At 73.4% G+C, this 17,356-nt stretch carries 10 protein-coding genes, 1 tRNA gene and 2 pseudogenes; 7 read left to right on the top strand and 6 right to left on the bottom strand.

Annotation, left to right across the window (positions count from 1 at the left end):
* A pseudogene (locus CR470_RS25510) lies at positions 1-698 on the bottom strand (PBS lyase); the annotation flags it as partial.
* A gap of 220 nt (positions 699-918) precedes the next feature.
* Complete coding sequence (gene ligD / locus CR470_RS25505) at positions 919-1,809, bottom strand: non-homologous end-joining DNA ligase (RefSeq protein ID WP_097869875.1); 891 nt, start codon at positions 1,807-1,809, stop codon at positions 919-921.
* A gap of 78 nt (positions 1,810-1,887) precedes the next feature.
* Here ligD and ku point away from each other — a divergent pair, with 78 nt between their 5' ends.
* On the top strand, positions 1,888-2,952 hold the full coding sequence (gene ku / locus CR470_RS25500) for a non-homologous end joining protein Ku (protein ID WP_097869874.1): 1,065 nt from the start codon (positions 1,888-1,890) through the stop codon (positions 2,950-2,952).
* Positions 2,953-3,231: 279 nt separating this feature from the next.
* Entirely contained in the window at positions 3,232-4,950 is a 1,719-nt protein-coding gene (locus CR470_RS25495) for a serine/threonine-protein kinase (RefSeq protein ID WP_257138917.1), read from the top strand.
* On the opposite strand, the gene CR470_RS25490 is transcribed toward CR470_RS25495, so the two are convergent.
* On the bottom strand, positions 4,919-6,556 hold the full coding sequence (locus CR470_RS25490; RefSeq protein ID WP_257138916.1) for a hypothetical protein: 1,638 nt from the start codon (positions 6,554-6,556) through the stop codon (positions 4,919-4,921). The two genes, CR470_RS25495 and CR470_RS25490, sit on opposite strands and share 32 nt — an antisense overlap.
* Positions 6,557-6,965: 409 nt before the next feature.
* On the bottom strand, positions 6,966-10,199 hold the full coding sequence (locus tag CR470_RS25485; protein WP_097869872.1) for an AfsR/SARP family transcriptional regulator: 3,234 nt from the start codon (positions 10,197-10,199) through the stop codon (positions 6,966-6,968).
* A 274-nt stretch (positions 10,200-10,473) separates the two neighbouring features.
* Here CR470_RS25485 and CR470_RS25480 point away from each other — a divergent pair, with 274 nt between their 5' ends.
* A complete protein-coding gene (locus CR470_RS25480) occupies positions 10,474-11,724 on the top strand; it encodes a hypothetical protein (RefSeq protein ID WP_097869871.1) in 1,251 nt (416 codons plus the stop codon).
* Positions 11,725-12,172: 448 nt separating this feature from the next.
* Here CR470_RS25480 and CR470_RS25475 read toward each other — a convergent pair whose 3' ends face one another.
* Positions 12,173-14,410: an ATP-binding protein gene (locus tag CR470_RS25475; RefSeq protein WP_097869870.1), complete on the bottom strand. Its 2,238-nt coding sequence runs from the start codon at positions 14,408-14,410 to the stop codon at positions 12,173-12,175.
* A 287-nt stretch (positions 14,411-14,697) separates the two neighbouring features.
* Between CR470_RS25475 and CR470_RS25470 the strand changes: the two genes are divergently transcribed.
* Positions 14,698-15,027, top strand: a complete 330-nt coding sequence (locus tag CR470_RS25470) for a hypothetical protein (protein ID WP_097869869.1) — start codon at positions 14,698-14,700, stop codon at positions 15,025-15,027.
* Positions 15,028-15,242: 215 nt separating this feature from the next.
* Positions 15,243-15,824 carry a hypothetical protein gene (locus tag CR470_RS25465; RefSeq protein WP_097869868.1) on the top strand — a complete coding sequence of 194 codons (582 nt, stop codon included), beginning with the start codon at positions 15,243-15,245 and terminating at the stop codon, positions 15,822-15,824.
* 144 nt (positions 15,825-15,968) lie between these two features.
* Here CR470_RS25465 and CR470_RS25460 read toward each other — a convergent pair.
* Positions 15,969-16,040 (bottom strand) — tRNA-Arg (locus CR470_RS25460).
* 210 nt (positions 16,041-16,250) lie between these two features.
* Here CR470_RS25460 and CR470_RS25455 point away from each other — a divergent pair.
* The gene (locus CR470_RS25455; RefSeq protein WP_097869867.1) at positions 16,251-16,664 is read left to right on the top strand and encodes a response regulator; all 414 of its coding nucleotides are present in this window, start codon (positions 16,251-16,253) and stop codon (positions 16,662-16,664) included.
* 82 nt (positions 16,665-16,746) lie between these two features.
* Positions 16,747-17,356, top strand: a pseudogene (locus CR470_RS25450) (ArgS-related anticodon-binding protein NrtL); the annotation flags it as partial.

Here is a 17,356-nt window from a genome sequence, read left to right as displayed (position 1 = left end):
GAGACAGGCACCACATCGCCGGGCAGCCCGTCGGGCGAACAGCGCGCCAGCTGGGCCAGGGCCGCGAGCCGCAGCCCCGGGGAGTGAGCCCGGGACGCCAGTCGGCCCAGCCACTCCGCGACCCGCCCCGCCAGCGGCCGGTGCCGCAGCGCGACCCGCCCGGCGGCCTCCACGAGCGCGAGCCGCACCTCCTCGTCGGGCTCCACCGGCAGCCGCTCCCGCAGCAGCGTGAGCACCCGCACGGGGTGCCGGTGCAGCGTGGCGAGCGCCAGCGGGGCCGCGAGCCGCACCCCGGGGTCCTCGTCGGCGATCAGCTCGAAGAACACCCCCGCGCCCGCGGTGACCGCCGCCGCCGCCATCGCGTAGTTCGCGGCGCCCTCGATCTCGTCCTCGTCGATCTCCGCCTCGTCGTCCTCGTCGAGGTCGAAGCCGCCGATGCTGGTGAGCAGTTCGACCACGCTGCCGCGGTCCTGCACCCCCGGGTCCACGGCCAGCTCGAACAGGAACGGGATGCACGCGAGCGTGCACGCGTACACATCGCCCTGGTGGTGCACCGCGCCGTACATGCCGTCGAGCGCCGCCTCCCGCTCCGCCGGATCTTCGGAGGCGAGCCCGCGCAGGAGCTCCGGCACATCGTCGGCAGGCCCGTAGGCATGCTCCATCGAGGCCCAGTCGACCTCGTCGATCCCCGAGAACACGCCATCCCCTCCCCACGATCACGACAGCGTCCGGACCGGCGCGCCCGTGGCGCGCCCGTCCGTCACACCCCTCCCGGCGCGCCCCGGAGAAAGCGCCTGCGCAGAGTGTGCACCACGGGTCCGACAATCCACCCGCCACTTGTGGCCTTTCCTCGCGCCGTAACGAGGTCATGACCCGGTCAAGACGATTCGGCTGTGGATACCCGTGAACCGGGGCGTGTCACGCGGGCAGCGGACGCGCTTGCCCCGGGTCGTACAGCGGGGCGAGCAGGTCGCCGTGCCGGTCCAGCCGGGCGGCCATGTCCTCGGCACGGAACACCAGGGCGCCGGCCTCCCGGCACCCCGCGACCTCGTCCCAGGTGACCGGGGCCGACACGGTGGGCTCGGACCGGGCGCGCAGGGTGTAGGGCGTGGCGGTCGTCTTCGCCGCGGCGTTCTGGCTGAAGTCGACGAAGACCTTGCCCGGCCGCAGGGCGCGCTTCATCCGGTGCAGGGCCAGCCCCGGAAGGGCCGCCTCCGCCTCCACGGCGAGCCGTTTCGCGTACGCGGACGCCTCGCCGGACGGGATGGGTTCCAGCGGGACCAGCAGGTGCATCCCCTTGGACCCGGACGTCTTCGCGTACGCGGCAAGCCCGTCGGCCGCGAGGCGCTCCCGCAGCCAGAGCGCCACCGCGCAGCACTCCACGACGGTCGCGGGGGAGCCGGGGTCCAGGTCGAAGACCATGCGGTCGGCGATCTCCGGCGCATCCGTGCGCCACTGCGGGGTGTGGAACTCCACCACCAGGTTGGCCGCCCACATCAGGGAGGCCAGATCCCGCACGACCACCTGCCGGGCGCCGGGGGCCTCGCTCCGCGGAACGGCGGTGGTCTCCACCCAGGCGGGCGTACCGGGCGGCGGATTCTTGGTGAAGAAGACCTGGCCGTCCGGCCCGTCCGGGTAGCGCAGGAAGGACACGGGGCGATCGCGCAGATGGGGCAGGATCACGCTGCCCGCGGTGGCCGCGTAGTAGTGCAGCACCTCGCCCTTGGTCGTCCCGGTGGCCGGATACAGGACCTTGTCGAGATTGCTGAGCGAGACCCGTCGCCCCTCCACGTCGGTGATCGGCGTCATACGATAAGAATCACACGAAATCACGCCAAAGCGTCTGCAACGCCTCAAGGGTGCTCAACGGTCGGCAAGGGGTGAACGGTGAGGTCCATATGGAACGGCGCGATCTCCTTCGGGCTGGTCAGCATCCCGATCAAGCTGGTCAACGCCACCGAGAACCACTCGATCAGCTTCCGGCAGATCCACCTCGCCGACGGTGGCCGGATCCGGTACCGCAAGGTCTGTGAACTGGACGAGGAGGAGGTCTCCGGCGGCGAGATCGGCAAGGCCTACGAGGACGCCGACGGCACGATGATCCCGATCACCGACGAGGACCTCGCCCAGCTCCCGCTGCCCACGGCGAAGACCATCGAGATCGTCGCCTTCGTGCCCGCCGACCGGATCGACCCGCTCCAGATGGACGCGGCGTACTACCTCTCCGCCAACGGGGTCCCGGCCGCCAAGCCGTACACCCTGCTCCGAGAGGCCCTCAAGCGCAGCAACAGGGTCGCCGTCGCCAAGTACGCCCTGCGCGGCCGCGAACGGCTCGGCATGCTCCGCGTCGTGGACGACGTGATCGCCATGCACGGACTCCTGTGGCCCGACGAGATCCGCGCGCCCGAGGAGGCCGCGCCGGACGGCGACGTCACGGTCCGGGACGCCGAACTCGACCTGGCGGACGCCCTGATGGACACCCTCGGCGAGGTCGACATGGACAGCCTCCACGACGACTACCGGGAGGCGGTGGAGGAACTCGTCGCCGCGAAGGCCGCCGGCGAGAGCGTGCTCCCGGACGAACCCGAGGACACCGGCGGCGGCAAGGTCATCGACCTGATCGCGGCCCTGGAGAACAGTGTGCGGGCGGCCAGGAGCTCCCGGGACGACGAGGGCGACGGCGACATGGCCGACGTCCACCCCTTCACGAAGGCGTCGTCGTCGAAGACGTCCGGGAAGACCGCGCGGACCACCGGAACCGCGAAGAAGGCCACGTCGACGACGAAGAAGTCCGCGGGGAGCCGAACGACGGCGAAGAAGGCCACCGCGAAGAAGAGCACGGCGAAGAAGAGCACGGCGAAGAAGAGCACGGCGAAGAAGCGGACGTCGTCGAGCGGCGGCGGCACAGCGGCGAAGAAGACGACATCATCCCGCAAACGCACCTCGGCCTGACGGACGCGCCTGACGGAGAGACGCGCCTGACGGCGAGACGCGCCTGACGGATGCGTGCCGGAGGACGGGCCTGGCGGCGAAGAGGCCCGAGACCGAAGCCCCCTGACGTCATCTCGACACCTCGGCCCGACGGCACCGCGTGGACGGACCACGGCCGATGGCGTGCTGCGGCCCGGGCGGCATGGCCACCGGCGACCTGGCCGCCCCGCGACCTGGCGGCCCGGCCGTCGGCACGGCCCCGCGGCCCCGCTGTCGTACGCCCCCCGTACGCTACGGCCCATGAGCGCAGACGCCCCCTCGGGACGGGTGATCGACGGCCGTTTCACGCTGCTGGAGCGGCTCGGCAGCGGCGGCATGGGCATGGTCTGGCGGGCCCGCGACGAGGCGCTCCACCGTGATGTCGCCCTCAAGGAGGTGCGGCCCCCGGACCCGGCGCTCGCGGAGTACGACCCCGAAGGCGCCCGCACCCTGCGCGCCCGGGTGCTGCGCGAGGCCCGTGCCCTGGCCCGGGTCGACCATCCATGCGTGGTCACCGTCCACCACATCGTCGACCCCGGCGAGGACGGCTACCCGTGGATCGTGATGGAGCTGGTGGCCGGCCCCTCCCTGCACGACCGGCTCGCCGACGGGCCCATGGAGCCCGCCGAGGCCGCCGAACTGGGACGCGGCATCCTCTCCGCCCTCCGTGCCGCCCACGCCTCCGGCATCCAGCACCGCGACGTCAAGCCCGCCAACGTGCTGCTGCGCACCGACGGCCGCCCCGTCCTCACGGACTTCGGCATCGCCGCCATCCGCGAGTCGACCAGCCTCACCATGACGGGCGCCCTCATCGGCTCGCCCGACTACATAGCCCCCGAGCGGATCCGGGGCACCGAGGGCGACCCGTCCTCCGACCTCTGGTCCCTCGGCATGATGCTGTACGTCGCCGTGGAGGGCCGCCACCCGCTGCGCCGGGCCACCACCCTCGCCACGCTGGCCGCCGTGCTCGACGAGGAGATCCCGCCGCCGGTACGGGCCGGGTCCCTCGCCCCGGTGCTGAAAGCGCTCCTCACCAGGGACCTCCCGGCCCGCCCGGACGCCGAGGCCCTCGACCGCCTGCTGGCCGAGGCCGCGCGCACGGCCGGGGGCCCGGCCCCGACGCCCACGGAGCCCGTACGGGAACGGCCCGCGTCCGCACACCCCGGGTCCGTGCACGCCACGCCCACGCCGACGGCCTCCGCGCCCCCGCCCGGTCCCGGTCCGGCCAACCCCTACCAGCGGGCCGCCCCCGGCCTCTCCCTCACCCCGGAAGAGCGCCAGAGCCGGGTCCTGCGCCGCGTCCGGATGATCAGCGCCGCCTCGTCCGTCGTCTCGGCCGTGGTGATCGCGGGCGTCGTCCTCTGGATGGTCGACCCGTTCTCCTCCCAGGGCTCCGAGGGCGACGACCGCCCCCGCGACACGGCGAGCGCGCCCCGGGCCTCCGTTCCGGCACCGGACCCGGCAGCCGGAGATTCCGACCCCTCCGGTGCCTCCGACGCGCCCGGCGAGAAGGACCTACCGGAGGCCGAGGATCTGCTGACCCCGGACGGGGCGCGGGCGGCGATCGAGGCGATGAAGCCGCTCATGGGCGGGACGAAGGTCACCGCCTTCACCCTCTACGGTGAGCACGCGCACGCCGACGCGCCGCTGAAGTCCAACGCCGCGCTGTACGACCGCTTCAGCTACCGCGACGGCCGGGCGAAGAACGACGACATGGGCGGCACCCTGATGTCCCGGACCACGACGGTGGACCTGAACTCCGTCGACTGGGACGCGCTGCCCGCCCTGCTGAAAGCGGCGGAGCGGACGCTCAACATCCCGGAGCCGGAGAGCCGTTACGTGATCGTGGATCCCTCGTCGCCCTTCCACGACGACCGCCCGGTGCTGCGCGTCTACGTCTCCGACACGCACGGCGGCGCCCACCTCACCGCGGAGCTGGACGGACGGGTCATCGAGAGGAGCCCGCGCCCCAAGGGCTGAGCACCGGCTCGATCGGGTCCGGAAGCAGGGGCAGGTCCAGCCCGAACGGATTCCGCTCGATGACGTAGGTGCAGCTGGTGTACGTGTAGCCCGGCTGGACCTTCGACCCCGATGAGTAGCTGTCCACCCGGGCGGTCGCGCCGGTGCCGTGCTTGTAGAGGAAGTGGTACTCCCCGGCGGGCAGCCGGAGCCGTGCCTTCGGGTAGCTCCTGCCGCTCGCCTTGCAGGCCCGCCGCGCTCCGGCGGAGGCGCTGTACCGCTCACAGCCCGCGCAGGCCTTCAGCGTGACGGTGCCGGTGACCGGACCGGTGTAGAGCACTTCGACGGAGTTCGGCGCGTCATTGCTGATGACCAGCTCCATCCGGGCCCCGCCGGGCCGCTTCGACGGCGGTAGCCGCTTGCCCGCCGCCGGGCGGTCGTCGGCGATCTCCGCTGCTATGGCGATGTTCCGCGCCTGCCGCACCCGCCCGTCGCTCTTGTACGTCCGCGCGAAGTCGGTCAGCGTCGTGCGCGCGTCGCCGAACTTCTCGTCCTCGAACTGGTCGACCCCGCAGGCGTACACCCCGTTCACGACACCCTTGTCGGCATCGGCGCGCAGCGCCTTCACGTCCTCGGCGGGCAGGTCGGACGCGGTGGCGCCGAGGCTCCGCAGCACCGTGGTGGCCGCACATGGCTCGGTCCCCTTCAACGCCGCGACCTGGTCCTTGATCCGCTTCCCGATCGCCGGGCCCACCTGCCGCGCGGAGGCGGAATCGGGGAACGTGCGCAACAGCTCGCCCAGCTCCGCGCCACCCCCGCCCGTCCCGCCCAGCCGCGACACACCACACCCGTACAACGACGTGGCGAGCGGTTCGTCGGGCCAGGCGGCGAGCGCGCCCAGCAGCTTCTCGTCGACCGAGTCCGGAAGCGTCCGCAGGTAGGTCAACGGCGCGACCGCTTCACAGAGCCGCTTCTCGGCGTACGGGGCGGAGACGGCGTCGTAGTACGTCTTCAGGCGGTCCGGGACGAGCTTCGCGGCCCGGGAGCCGGGATGGTCCTCGCCGAGCGCGCGATAGACGTCGAGCGCCCGCTCGTACTCGCCCTTCGCCGGGCCGAACGGCTGCCGCGAGGCCGCCGAGACCCGCTCGTCCCCGGCCGCCAGCCGGTCCAGCAGCATCTGCTCCCGCGCCTCGTCCCGCGCGGAGCCGTACACCACCGCCCCGCCCGCCGGCACGGCCAGCAGCACCACGCCGAGACCGACCGCCAGGACGGGCCGCCACGCCCCGCCCAGCGCCGAACGCCGGGCGATCCGCGCCCCGTCGGCGGCGGCGAGCACCAGCACGAGCAGATACCCGACGAGGACGCCTCCGGGCACCCCGTCCGGATCGGCCGGCAACGCCGCCCACAGCAGCACCGCCGTGGCGCCCCAGCACACCCCGGCCCGCACCCAGCGTCCCAACAGGGCGTAACCGAGCCCGAGTCCGGTCAGATTGAGCAGCGCGGCACCGGTCGCACGCAGGGGCGCACCGGGCGGCGGCGGCCCGACCGCCGGCGCGTGGGAGGGCGGCGGCGGGACGGTCCCGTCGGTCCCGTACCCCTCGAAGCCGTAGCGATCACCGGACTCCATAACGGTCCCCCCACCGTCGAGCCGTAAAAGTCACCCCCAATCTGCCCAGGGGCGTCCTCATCCACACACGGTCGGAGGGGCTCGTGCAGGCCGGTCGGGGGCGAGGAAGGTGACCAGACATGATCGCCCCTATGCGCTCCCGAGGTCACGAAAAATCGTTGAACCTCACCCGAACTGATGACTAGTTCGACACAGGAGCGAAGAGCGTGCAAGATCGCACATGTTCGCTCCCTCAGGGGAGTGGCAAACCCTCAATGCAATGGCCCGAGCCAGTAACTCGGCTTGAGAAGAAAGCAGTTACCAACCCATGAAGCTCCTCCAGTGGATGTGGGGCGCTCCCAGCGCCTGATCAGCCCTCGTCGGCAGCGCATCCTGCCGTCGATCGAACGGACCGGCACCCGGGCGAGGCTCAGGAGCCGGTCCTTCTCGTTTCCTCCCGCAGCAGGTCCCACAGGTTCTCCGCCTCGGCCTCGGAGCCCAGGCTCCGGTACACCTCGACCGCCCTCTTCACGTACTCCCGGGCCAGGTCGCCCCGGTGCAGACGCAGCCCCGTGCGTGCCAGGCCCGCCAGCGCCCGTGCCGCGGCGGGACGGGAGCCGGTGCGCTCGGCCAGCTCCAGGGCCTGCTCGTACACCCCCACCGCCATCTCCGGCCGGCCTTCCGCCTCGTGTACGTCGGCCACGCCGAGCAGGGCCCGGGTGCGCTCGTAGGCGCTGTCGATCCCCCGGGCCACCTCCTCCGCCGCGGTGAAGTGGAGCAGCGCCTCGCCGCTGTCGCCGTTCTCGGCGTACGCGGCGCCCATGCTGATCAGCGCGTTCGCCTCGCCCAGTGCGTCCCCCCGGGCCCGGTGGCTCTCCAGTGCCCTCCGGAAGCCGTCCAGCGCCCGCGACGTGTCCCCCATGGCCTGGTGCACCGCACCCATGTTTGTGTCCAGAATGGCCAGTTCACGGGCTCCGCTGTGCAGCCGGGCCAGTACCCGCGACTTTTCGAGGTGGTCGCGGGCCTGCTCGATGCGCCCCTGGAGATGGTGGATCTCGCCGATGTTGTTGAGTGCGCGGATCTGTCCCAGCAGATCCCCCGTCCCCTCGTGGATGTGCAGGGTGAGCCGCGCCCGGCCGAGCGCCTCGTCGTACCGGCCCTCGTAATACAGCGCCGCCCCCTCGACGTTGAGGCAGTCCGCCTCGCCGTGCAGGTCGCCCAGGCCGCGGTAGAGCGCCAGCGCCCGCGCCACCATGCGCAGCGTCGGGCCGGTGTGCCCGGCGGCCAGGTGCGCGCGGCTCGCCTGGAGCGAGCTGTCGGCGCACCCGGCGGGGTCCTTCAGGTCCTGGAACAGGGTCAACGCCTCGCCCGCACAGCTCAGCGCCTCCCCCGGCCCCGTCTGCGCCAGCACCTCCGCCGCCTCGACCAGCGTCTGCGCCAGCAGCAGCGGGTTGCCCCGGGAGCGCAGTGCCTCCACGGCCGCGCCGTACAGCTCGTTGGTCACCGCCCAGCTGCCCCAGATCCTGAGCGAGGGGGCGAGCGCGTGCGGGAAGAGCGCCGCGTGGTCCTGGTGCTCCGAGGCCGCCGTGCGGGCCGCTGCCAGCAGGTTGGCGCGCTCGGCGTCCAGCCAGGCCGCCGCCTCCTGGGCGTCGCCGAACTCGGCCGCGTACACCGACATGTGCTCGGGCTCCAGGGCCCTGCGGCGCGGATGAGTGAGGCGGTGGGCGCGGTGCGCGGAGGTGAGGCAGTACCCGAGGAGCCTGCCGACGGCGGCGTCGCGCGCTTCCTCCGGCTCCTCGGCGCTGGACACGCGCAGGGCGAACGCCCGCGTGAGATCGTGCAGTTGGTAGCGGCCCAGCACCGGCTCCGTCAGCAGATGGCAGTCCAGCAGCTCTTCGATGCTGCGCCGCACGCCCTCGGCCCCGCCACCCGGCCCGAGCCCGTTGCCCCGCCCCGACAGAACCGCCGCGGCCGCCGCCGTGATGTCGGGCCCGGGATGCAGCGCGAGCAGACGCAACAATCGGCGCGTGCCGGGCGTCAGCTCCGCGTACGAGAAGCGGAACGCCGAGACGAACACCTCCTCGTCGAGTTCGTCCAGCGGATCGCTCGACTGCGCCAGGCGCTCCAGGAGATGCCGCAGGTCCCAGATCTCCCGGTGCCGGAAGCGGCCCGCGAGCAGCGTCGTGGCCAGCGGATGCCGGCCGCAGGCGTCCACCAGCAGCTCCAGCGCCTCCGGATCGCGGGCCGTGCGGGCGGTGCCCGCGATCCGGGTGAACAGGGCCGCCGCCTCCCGCGCCGACAGCGCGTCCACCGCCAGGGAAGTGGCCCCGTCCAGTGCGGAGAGCCGGTTGCGGCTCGTCACGATCGCCAGGCACCCGGCCGAACCGGGCAGCAGCGGGCGGACCTGGGCGGCGTCCCGTGCGTTGTCGAGCACCACCAGCACCCGGTTGCGCGCGGTCCACTCCCGCCACGCGGCCGCCCGCCCGTCGAGGGTGTCCGGCAACGCACCGCCCTCTCCCGCGGCATGCAGCAGGAAGGCCAGCGCCTCGGCCGGGTCGAAGGGCCGCCGCCCGCTGAAGCCGTGCAGATCGACGTACAGCTGACCGGCCGGATAGTCCTCGGCCAGCCGGTGCGCGGCGTGCACCGCCAGCGCGGTCTTGCCGATACCGGGCATCCCGTGGAGCACGGCGACCGGCAGCGCGTATCCGTCGGCGCCGGCGATCCCTTCGCGCAGGAGCGTCAACTCCCGGGTTCGGCCGGTGAAGTCCCGGGTGTCGCGGGGGAGGTTGTTGCGGGCCGGGAGGGCGGGCGGAGGCCCCGGGGCCGGGGCGGCAGGGGGCGCCGGAGGAGGGGGCGCGGGTGCGGTGGGGGCGAGGGACCTGACGGTGACGGCCTCCGCCCGGGGGCCCGTCAGGCCCAGGTCCTGTTCCAGGATCCGCTGGTGCAGCGCCCGCAGATCGGCCCCCGGCTCCATGCCGAGGCCCTCCCGCAGGCGGGTGTGCGTCGTGCGGTAGAGCTCCAGCGCCTCGCTGTGCCGCCCGCTGCGGTGGAGTGCCAGCATCAGCGAGGCCACCACCCCTTCCGCCAGCGGGCTCTCCGCAGCCAACTCGCGCAGCTCACCGATGAGATCGGCATGCCGGCCGAGCTCCAGCTCCAGCCGGATGCGCTCCTCCCGGACATGGCGGTGGTCCTCCACCAGCCGCGTACGCACCGACGCGGCCCACTCGCCGGCGCTCTCGGTCAGCGGCTCCCCCCGCCACATGCTCTCGGCGGTCCGCAGCAGCCCGATCGCCCAGTCCGTGCGGCCCTGCTCCGCCGCCACGGCCGCCTCGGCGCGGAACCGCTGGAAGCGGACCAGGTCCAGATCGTTCTGGTCGCTCATCCGGAGCCGGTACAGCCGGGGCGGCATGTGGTCCAGCCGGACGAGCGGCCCCACCGCGTCGCGCAGGTGTCTACGCAGCTTGGAGAGGTACGTCTGGAGCGTGGCCGGGCCCTTGGGGGGAGGCTCGTCGCCCCAGACCCGTTCCATCAGCGTGTCCACGGCGACGGGCTCCCCGCGCGCGTGTACCAGAACCGCGAGCACGCAGCGGTGTTTCACCGAACCGAGCATGTGCTGCTGGTCTCCGTGCCACAGTTCCAGAGGTCCCAGAGCAAGAAGGTCCATATCGCCCCCCGATGGGTGCGCCACTTCCTGCCGCCACCGGCAGCCTCCGCACGTCTGTGCGGAACCGTCCACTGTTCCCTGAGCCACCGGTCCGGACCAGAGCGCACGGGGGCGTGAGCGGGGCGCATGGCGCAGCGCTTTCCCGCGCACAGCTGGAACGCAGGATTCCTGCAAGCCGCCTGTCCACATCCGTGGGCAGATGCGTCCCGGGCCGCCACCAGCCGCGGCCTCCGCGGGCCCCCGGTCCGCGGCGACGGAAACGGGGACTGATCAGATGAGCCTGACCATGCCGGACGCGTACCGGCCCCTTGTACCGGTGCGCCTGGACGTCGAACGCTGGGCCACCCGGCGGACCCGCAGGAAGGTCCTGGCCGTGGTGCACACCGTCACGGCGGGACAGCGGCTGCTCGAAGCCGTACGGCTGCTGGAGGGAGACGCCCGGGTGCAGGTGTTCTTCACCCAGGCGCCCGACGTGTTCAGCCACGGGGTGGAGGACTTCCTGGAACGGCTGGGCGGCCTGGTCCTGCCCTGGCACCAGGCGGTCCAGATGCCCTTCGACCTGGCGGTGGCGGCCGCCCACGGCGGACTCCAGGAGCTGCACGCCCCGGTGATCGTGCTGCCGCACGGCGCCGGGCACAACAAGCTGATCCCCGCCGGGCAGCGCGGCCGCCCGGTCGCCGGGCGCGGGATCTACGGGCTCGACCGGCAAGGGCTGATCCAGGACGGCCGGTTGGTACCCGAAACGATCGTGCTGGCCCACCACGAGGACCTGACCCGCCTCGGCCGCGCATGCCCCGAGGCGCTGTCCGCCGCCGAGGTGGTCGGCGACCCCTGCTCCGACCGGATCACGGCGAGCCTGCCGCAACGGGCCCTCTACCGCGACGCCCTGGGGGCCGGAGCACGGCAGCAGCTGGTGACCGTCTGCTCCACCTGGGGGCCGGGCTCCCTCCTGGGCCGCCAGTGGGAGCTGCTGGAACGGCTGGTCGACGAGCTGCCCCGGGAGGACTTCCGGGTCGCGCTCCTGCTCCACCCGCACGTCTGGAACGCCCACGGCGAATGGCAGATACGCAGCTGGCTCGCGGGACTCGTGCGCTCCGGGCTCCTGGTCATCAGCCAGCACGCCGACTGGGTCGGGGCGCTCGTCGCCGCCGACCACATCGTGGGCGACCACGGCTCCGTCTCGCTCTACGGGGCGATGACCGGGGCCCCGGTCCTCATGGGCAACGTCCCCGACGGCGACCTGGACCCCGGCTCACCCGCCGCCGAACTGGCCTCTTTCGCACCGCGGTTGCACGCCGGGCGCCCCCTGGACCGTCAGCTCGCCCGCGCCGCGGCGGCCTACCGCGCGGAGCGGTACGAACAGGTGGCGGCCCGGATCACCTCGGAGCCCGGACGGTTCGCCGTCAGGATGCGGGCGCTGATCTACCGCAAGCTCCGGCTGCGCGCCCCCGCCGCCCGGCCGCGTACCGACCACGCGCCGCTGCCGGTGACGGTGCGCCACGACGAACGGAGGTCCGCCCGATGACCGCGACGACCGTACGGCTCACCGAGGAGGCCCCGCAGCGCGGAGTCCGCCGGACCGGAGCCGCTCTGCTGCTGCATCCCGGCCGCCCGCCGCGGGTCGTCGACGAGCATCTGCGCGTCCGGCTCCCGGCCGCGCACCCGATGCCGCTGCTGGCGGACGTCCTGGTGGCGGAGCTCCCGTCCGAGGCACGGTCGCCGTACGAGGACCCCGCCCGGTACGCCGCCGAACTCGCCGACTGCCACCCCGGCGCCCTGGTGGTGGCCGTGTACCGGGGACCACGCTGCTGGCTGCGGCTCGGCGGCCGGTCACGGCTGCTCGTCCGCGAGCCGGCACGGTCGGTGCAGCCCTGGGCGGTCTGGGCCTCGGTCGCGCACGTCTGGCTGGTGGCGGGCCTGGACCCGGCCGCGTTCGACCCGGCCGCCGTACGGGTCGTCAGGACCGTTCGCGACTACGTGCCGGCCTCGTCCCGGTCGTCCCCGGACGGGGCTGGTCCCGTGGGCGGGGATGCCGGGGATGCCTCCGCTTCCGGCGGCTCCAGCGCGTTGAGCCGGGCCTTCGCCCCGACCGCCTCCGCCGAACCCGACCGGCCGACGGAGCCGTACAGGGACACCGCCTCCCGGTAGAACTGCCGGGCCTGCCGCGGCTGCCCGCGCCGCTCGGAGAGCTGAGCCAGGCCTCCGAGCACGTGGGCCGCCTCGAACCCGGCCGCCTCCGCCCGCAACGCGGACAGCGCCGCCGACAGCTCCGCCTCCGCCCGGTCGAGCCTGCCCAGACCCACGCAGGCCCGCCCGGTGAGGCCGGCGGCCCGCGCGGCGTTGTACGTGTCGCCGGCCGCCTCCAGGGTGAGGCGGGCGGCCTCGGCCTCGACGGCGGCACTCTCGTACCGCCCCTGGGCCAGCGCGATGCCGGCCAGATTGAACCGGGCCAGCGCACCGGCCCGGAGGTCACCGCGGGCGGGCAGCTCGGCGGCCGCGAGGGCGAAGAGCTCGGCCGCGCGGTCCTGCTGCCCGAGGCGCTGATGGGCCAGCCCCCGGTAGTTCAGCGTCCGGGCGTGCCCGAGGGCGTCGCCGCGCTCCAGGAAGGAGGCGGCGGCCCGCTCGAACATGGCCAGCCCCTCGGCGTGATCGCCCGTGGCGAGCCTGCCCAGAGCGCCGGAGGTCAGCATCCGGCAGGCCGCCTCGCCGTTCCCCGCCTCCTCGGCGGCCAGCAGCCCCTCCTGGTGCGCCTCGACCCACTCGCGGTACAGCTTGCGACGCGGGAACAGCGGCCACAACGCGTCGGTCAGCTGCCAGGCGAGCTCCGGGGCGCCCATCGGGCGCGCGCGACGGACCACCGCCATCAGGTTGGGCAGCTCCCGCTCCAGCCAGGCCAGCGCCGCTTCCGCCGCCGTCTGCCCGCCGACGGGGCCGAAGTCCTCCTCCGCCACGGACCCCGGCTCGACGCCCCGCCCGAACTCCCGCTCCAGGCAGGCGCGTCCGGGCTCGATGATCTCCTCGGCCCGGCCGGCGTTGGCGAGATAGTGGTGACCGACGCGGAACAGCGCCGCGGCCCGATCGTCGCCGCTCTCGTCCTGAGCGGCCCGTTCGGCGGCGTGCAGCCGCACCAGATCGTGGAACCGGTAGCGCTCGCCGCCCGACGCCTCGGCGACATCGACGAGCAGATTCGCGTCGTGCAACGCGTCGAGCGCCTCGACGGCGTTCCCGCCCAGCAGCGTCCGCGCCACCGGAACGCCGAACTCCCGGCCCGGGTGGAGCCCCAGCAGCCGGTAGAGGCGCGCCGCCGTGGGCGGCAGGCCCTGGTAGGAGAGGTCCAGCGCCGCCCGCACGTCGTGATCACCCTCTATGGCCAGTGCCTCCAGTCGTTCGTGCTCCTCGGACAGGGCCCGGACCATCGAGGTGATGCCCTGCCGCGGCCGGGCCGCCAGCCGCGCCCCGGCGATGCGCACCGCGAGCGGCAGCCCCGCGCAGAGCAGGACGAGCGCCCGCGCCTCCTCGGGCTGGGCGGCGACCCGGCCGTCGGCGAGGGTCGCGTCGAGCAGCTCGACCGCCGCCTCGGGGGAGAGGGGCTCCAGATGGATCACATGGCCTCCGTCGAGGCTCAGTCCCGGCATCCGCCGGCGGCTGGTCACCGCGGTCACACACCGCCCCGCCGGTAACAGGGGTCGCACCTGGGCAGCGGTCGCCGCGTCGTCCAGCAGGACCACGAGCTGCCGGCCCGCCGTCAACGACCGGTAGAGCGCGACCCGTTCACCCAGCGCCGGGGGCACCTGACCGCTCGGGACGCCCAACGCCCGCAGGAACCGGGCCACCACCTCACCGGGATCGGCGGGACCGTCCGGCGCCTGCGCGCCCAGATCGGCGTACAGCTGGCCGCCGGGGAAGTGCGGGCGCAGGGTGTGCAGCCAGGCCAGCGCGACCGCGGTCTTCCCCACTCCGCCCAGCCCGCTCACCGCCGCCAGCGTGGGGTGCCCGTCCTCCGCGGCCCGGTCCCGGTGCGCCTCCAGGGCGCGGAGCTCGTCCGTGCGGTCGGTGATCCGGACCGAGGGCGGCAACTGCCAGGGCGGCGGCACCTCCTCCCGCGCCACGGCCCCGGACACATGGATGCCGCCGTGCACGCTTCCCGCCTGCACCACGAAGCCGTGCACCGTACCGCTCAGGTCGTTGCCGATGTGCTCGTGCCCCCGCATGCGTCCCCCTCCGGACAGCCGAGTACCAGCTTCCGCAGACATCCTTTCCGTACAGGCGCTCGATACCCGGGCCCACGGCGATCGGCTGCGGTTGGCCGAATTCTCCCTGGGGAACGCATATCTGTCTGGCATATGCCAAACGGATATGTGATCCGTGCGGATGACCCTACGCAGCGCGCACACCAACCCGGCCTTTTCACACGTTCTCCGCCTTCGGCACCGCACGGTGTGGCACCGTGGATCAACTGACGACCCGGATGTCCGGGCGTCCGCGTAGGGGGATCCTCATGCGAATGCGCACCGTCGCGGTCTCGGCCGCCCTCGTCCTGTGTGCCACGGCGGGCACGGCCGCCTGTTCGTCCTCACCGGACACCGCCGACACCGCCGACGCCACCCGGCCCGCCGCCCCCGCCACGCCTGTCCCCGTGGACGGCATGGCGGGCTACGTGGAGACGGGCGAGCGGCAGGCCGGTCCGCCCGAGACGGACGGGCGGGTCGGGGCGGGCCCCGCGGAGTGCGAGACGTCCGCCGCCGCGATCCCGGCGGAGTGCGCCCTCGATATCCCGTTCCACGACATCGCCGAGGCGGAGCCGGCCGGGGGGCCTCCCGTGCGGTGACACCGGTACGCGGGAGGGGCGGGCACACGCAGGTGTGCCCGCCCCTCTTTCTGTGCCCGCGGCGCGCCTGCCGCGTGTGCGCCGTCCGCACCAGGGAGCCCCTGCGTCACAGGAGCCCCTTCCATCCGTCACGACGATCTCTTAGTCTCACACTCTGTTCACATATTGATATTTGATGATCTCGCAACAGAGGTCAGGCGCGGGGGTAGTGAAGCATGCGTGAAAACTGGCGCTCGACGTTGAGCGTGGTCGCTGGTGCGTCAGCACTCGCGCTCTCGGCGGTCACCGCGACGCCGGCGCTGGCTTACGACGCGCCGGTGGGACCCCAGGAAGTGCGGATGCCGGCGAACGTGGCGATCGTCGAGGGCGGGGCCACGGAGCCCGGGGCGGCTGCCCCCTTCCCGGTGGATCCGGTGGGACCGGTGGAGACCGCGGTGCCGGGCGGACAGGCGGAAGCCGTGGGAACGGCCAAGGCCGCTCCGTCGTCGAGCACCTGCCTCGGTTCGACCGCCGCCTACGGCTCCAGCGGGTGCTTCCAGCACAACGGCGACATCATCTGGGCGGGCGATACGAAGAAGGACGGCATGTCCGCGGCCGTCGGTGTCTACACCGACTACGGGCGCGCCGAGGAGGTCTGCGTCAACAAGCTCGGCGTGGACACCTGGGCGACCTGCAACAAGGACTACCGCGAGGACGGGAACGTACGCCTCCGGGTCCTGCGCTACGACGGCGACACCGGCAAGTTCTACCAGCCCGAGACCTGGTCCGGCTGGATCCCGGTCAACGGGAAGTTCTGACCCCCACTACGCGGGGGCGAGCCGGACCATACTCCGCTCGCCCTCGCGAGGGCGCGGCGCACGTGCGGCTCACGCGGGCCGCACACCCGGGACACACGAAAAAACCGGACCAGCCTCTGCTGGTCCGGTTCTTCAATCCGGAAGTGCCCCCGGCAGGATTCGAACCTGCGCACCCGGCTCCGGAGGCCGATGCTCTATCCCCTGAGCTACGGGGGCGTATCGCGGTGCTGCTCTGCGACGGGTGAAACACTACCAGCTCCCACGGGGTGTCCGTGAACAGGTATTCCGCCGTGCCTCCGCGCCTCTTCCTCCCGGCCGGGAGCCCCTGCGAGCGGGGGCCACCCGTCCGGGGCGGAAGTGGACAAAACCCGGACGCCGCCCCTCCGGCCGACCTACTCTCGAAGGGTGTCAGGGGCGTACGGCCGCGTGCTTGTTGTCGACGACAACAAGGTCATCCGGCAGCTGATCAGGGTCAATCTCGAGCTGGAGGGCTTCGAGGTCGTGACCGCGGCCGATGGTGTCGAGTGCCTGGACCTGGTCGAGCGGGTCTGCCCCGACGCGATCACCCTCGACGTCGTGATGCCCCGGATGGACGGTCTGGAGACCGCCACCCGCCTGCGCTCGGACCCCCGGACCCGCCGTCTTCCCATCGCCGTCATCAGCGCCTGTACGCCCTACGAGGTCGACGCGGGCGTGGCGGCCGGGGTCGACGCGTTCCTGGCCAAGCCGTTCGAGCCGAGCGAGCTGGTGCGGATCATGCGCCGGCTGGTGACGGGGGAGGAAGAGCCCTCGGTGGACGGCCGGCGCGGTGCCGGGCGGGCGGGGAGCGCCACCGGCTGACCCGGGCGCCGGACCGGGTCAGGCTGACCGGATGGCGAAACCGGGTCGCGAAGTGCCCCCCACTCTCACCTACGCTTGACCCGTGACCCCCGCCGACCTCTCCCGGACCGTGCTGTGCGCCGTGCGCCGTGCGGTCGACGAGGATGCGTTGCGCGCACCCGTGCCCGCGCGCGTGCGGGTGGAGAGGACCCGGCCAGGCGGCAGCGGGGACTACGCCTGCGCCGTCGCGCTCCAGCTCGCCGGGCCCGCCGCGCTGCCCGCCCTGGAGGTCGCCCGCATCCTGCGGGAACGCGTCGCCTCCGAGCCCGGGGTCGGACGGGTCGAGATCACCGGACCGGGGTTCCTGAGCTTCACCCTCGACGCCCCGGCCGAGAGCGACCGCGCCGTGCTCGACGCCGTACGGGAACAGGGCCTCGCCTACGGGCACGGGGACGCGCTCCGGGACGAGGCCTTCCAGTTCCACCACGCGCGGGAGGTCCGCGCCGCCGTCACCGCCGATGTCGTGCGCCGGCTCGTCATCGCCCAGGGCGGCCGGGCCCGGGTCAGCTGCGAGGAGGCGTCCGACCCGGACTGGGCCCGCCTCGGCGTCGCCGTCGACGCGCACGGGACGCCCCCCGTGCCGCTCACCGGGATCCGGCCCGTCCCCGCCGGAGCCACCGCGGGGGAGCTGCTGGAGCGGCTCGGGCCGGACG

This window comes from Streptomyces sp. rh34 (assembly GCF_002551245.1).
Taxonomy (GTDB): Bacteria; Actinomycetota; Actinomycetes; order Streptomycetales; family Streptomycetaceae; genus Streptomyces.
Note: the sequence above shows the minus strand (reverse complement) of the source record. Positions and strands in the feature narration are given on the sequence as shown.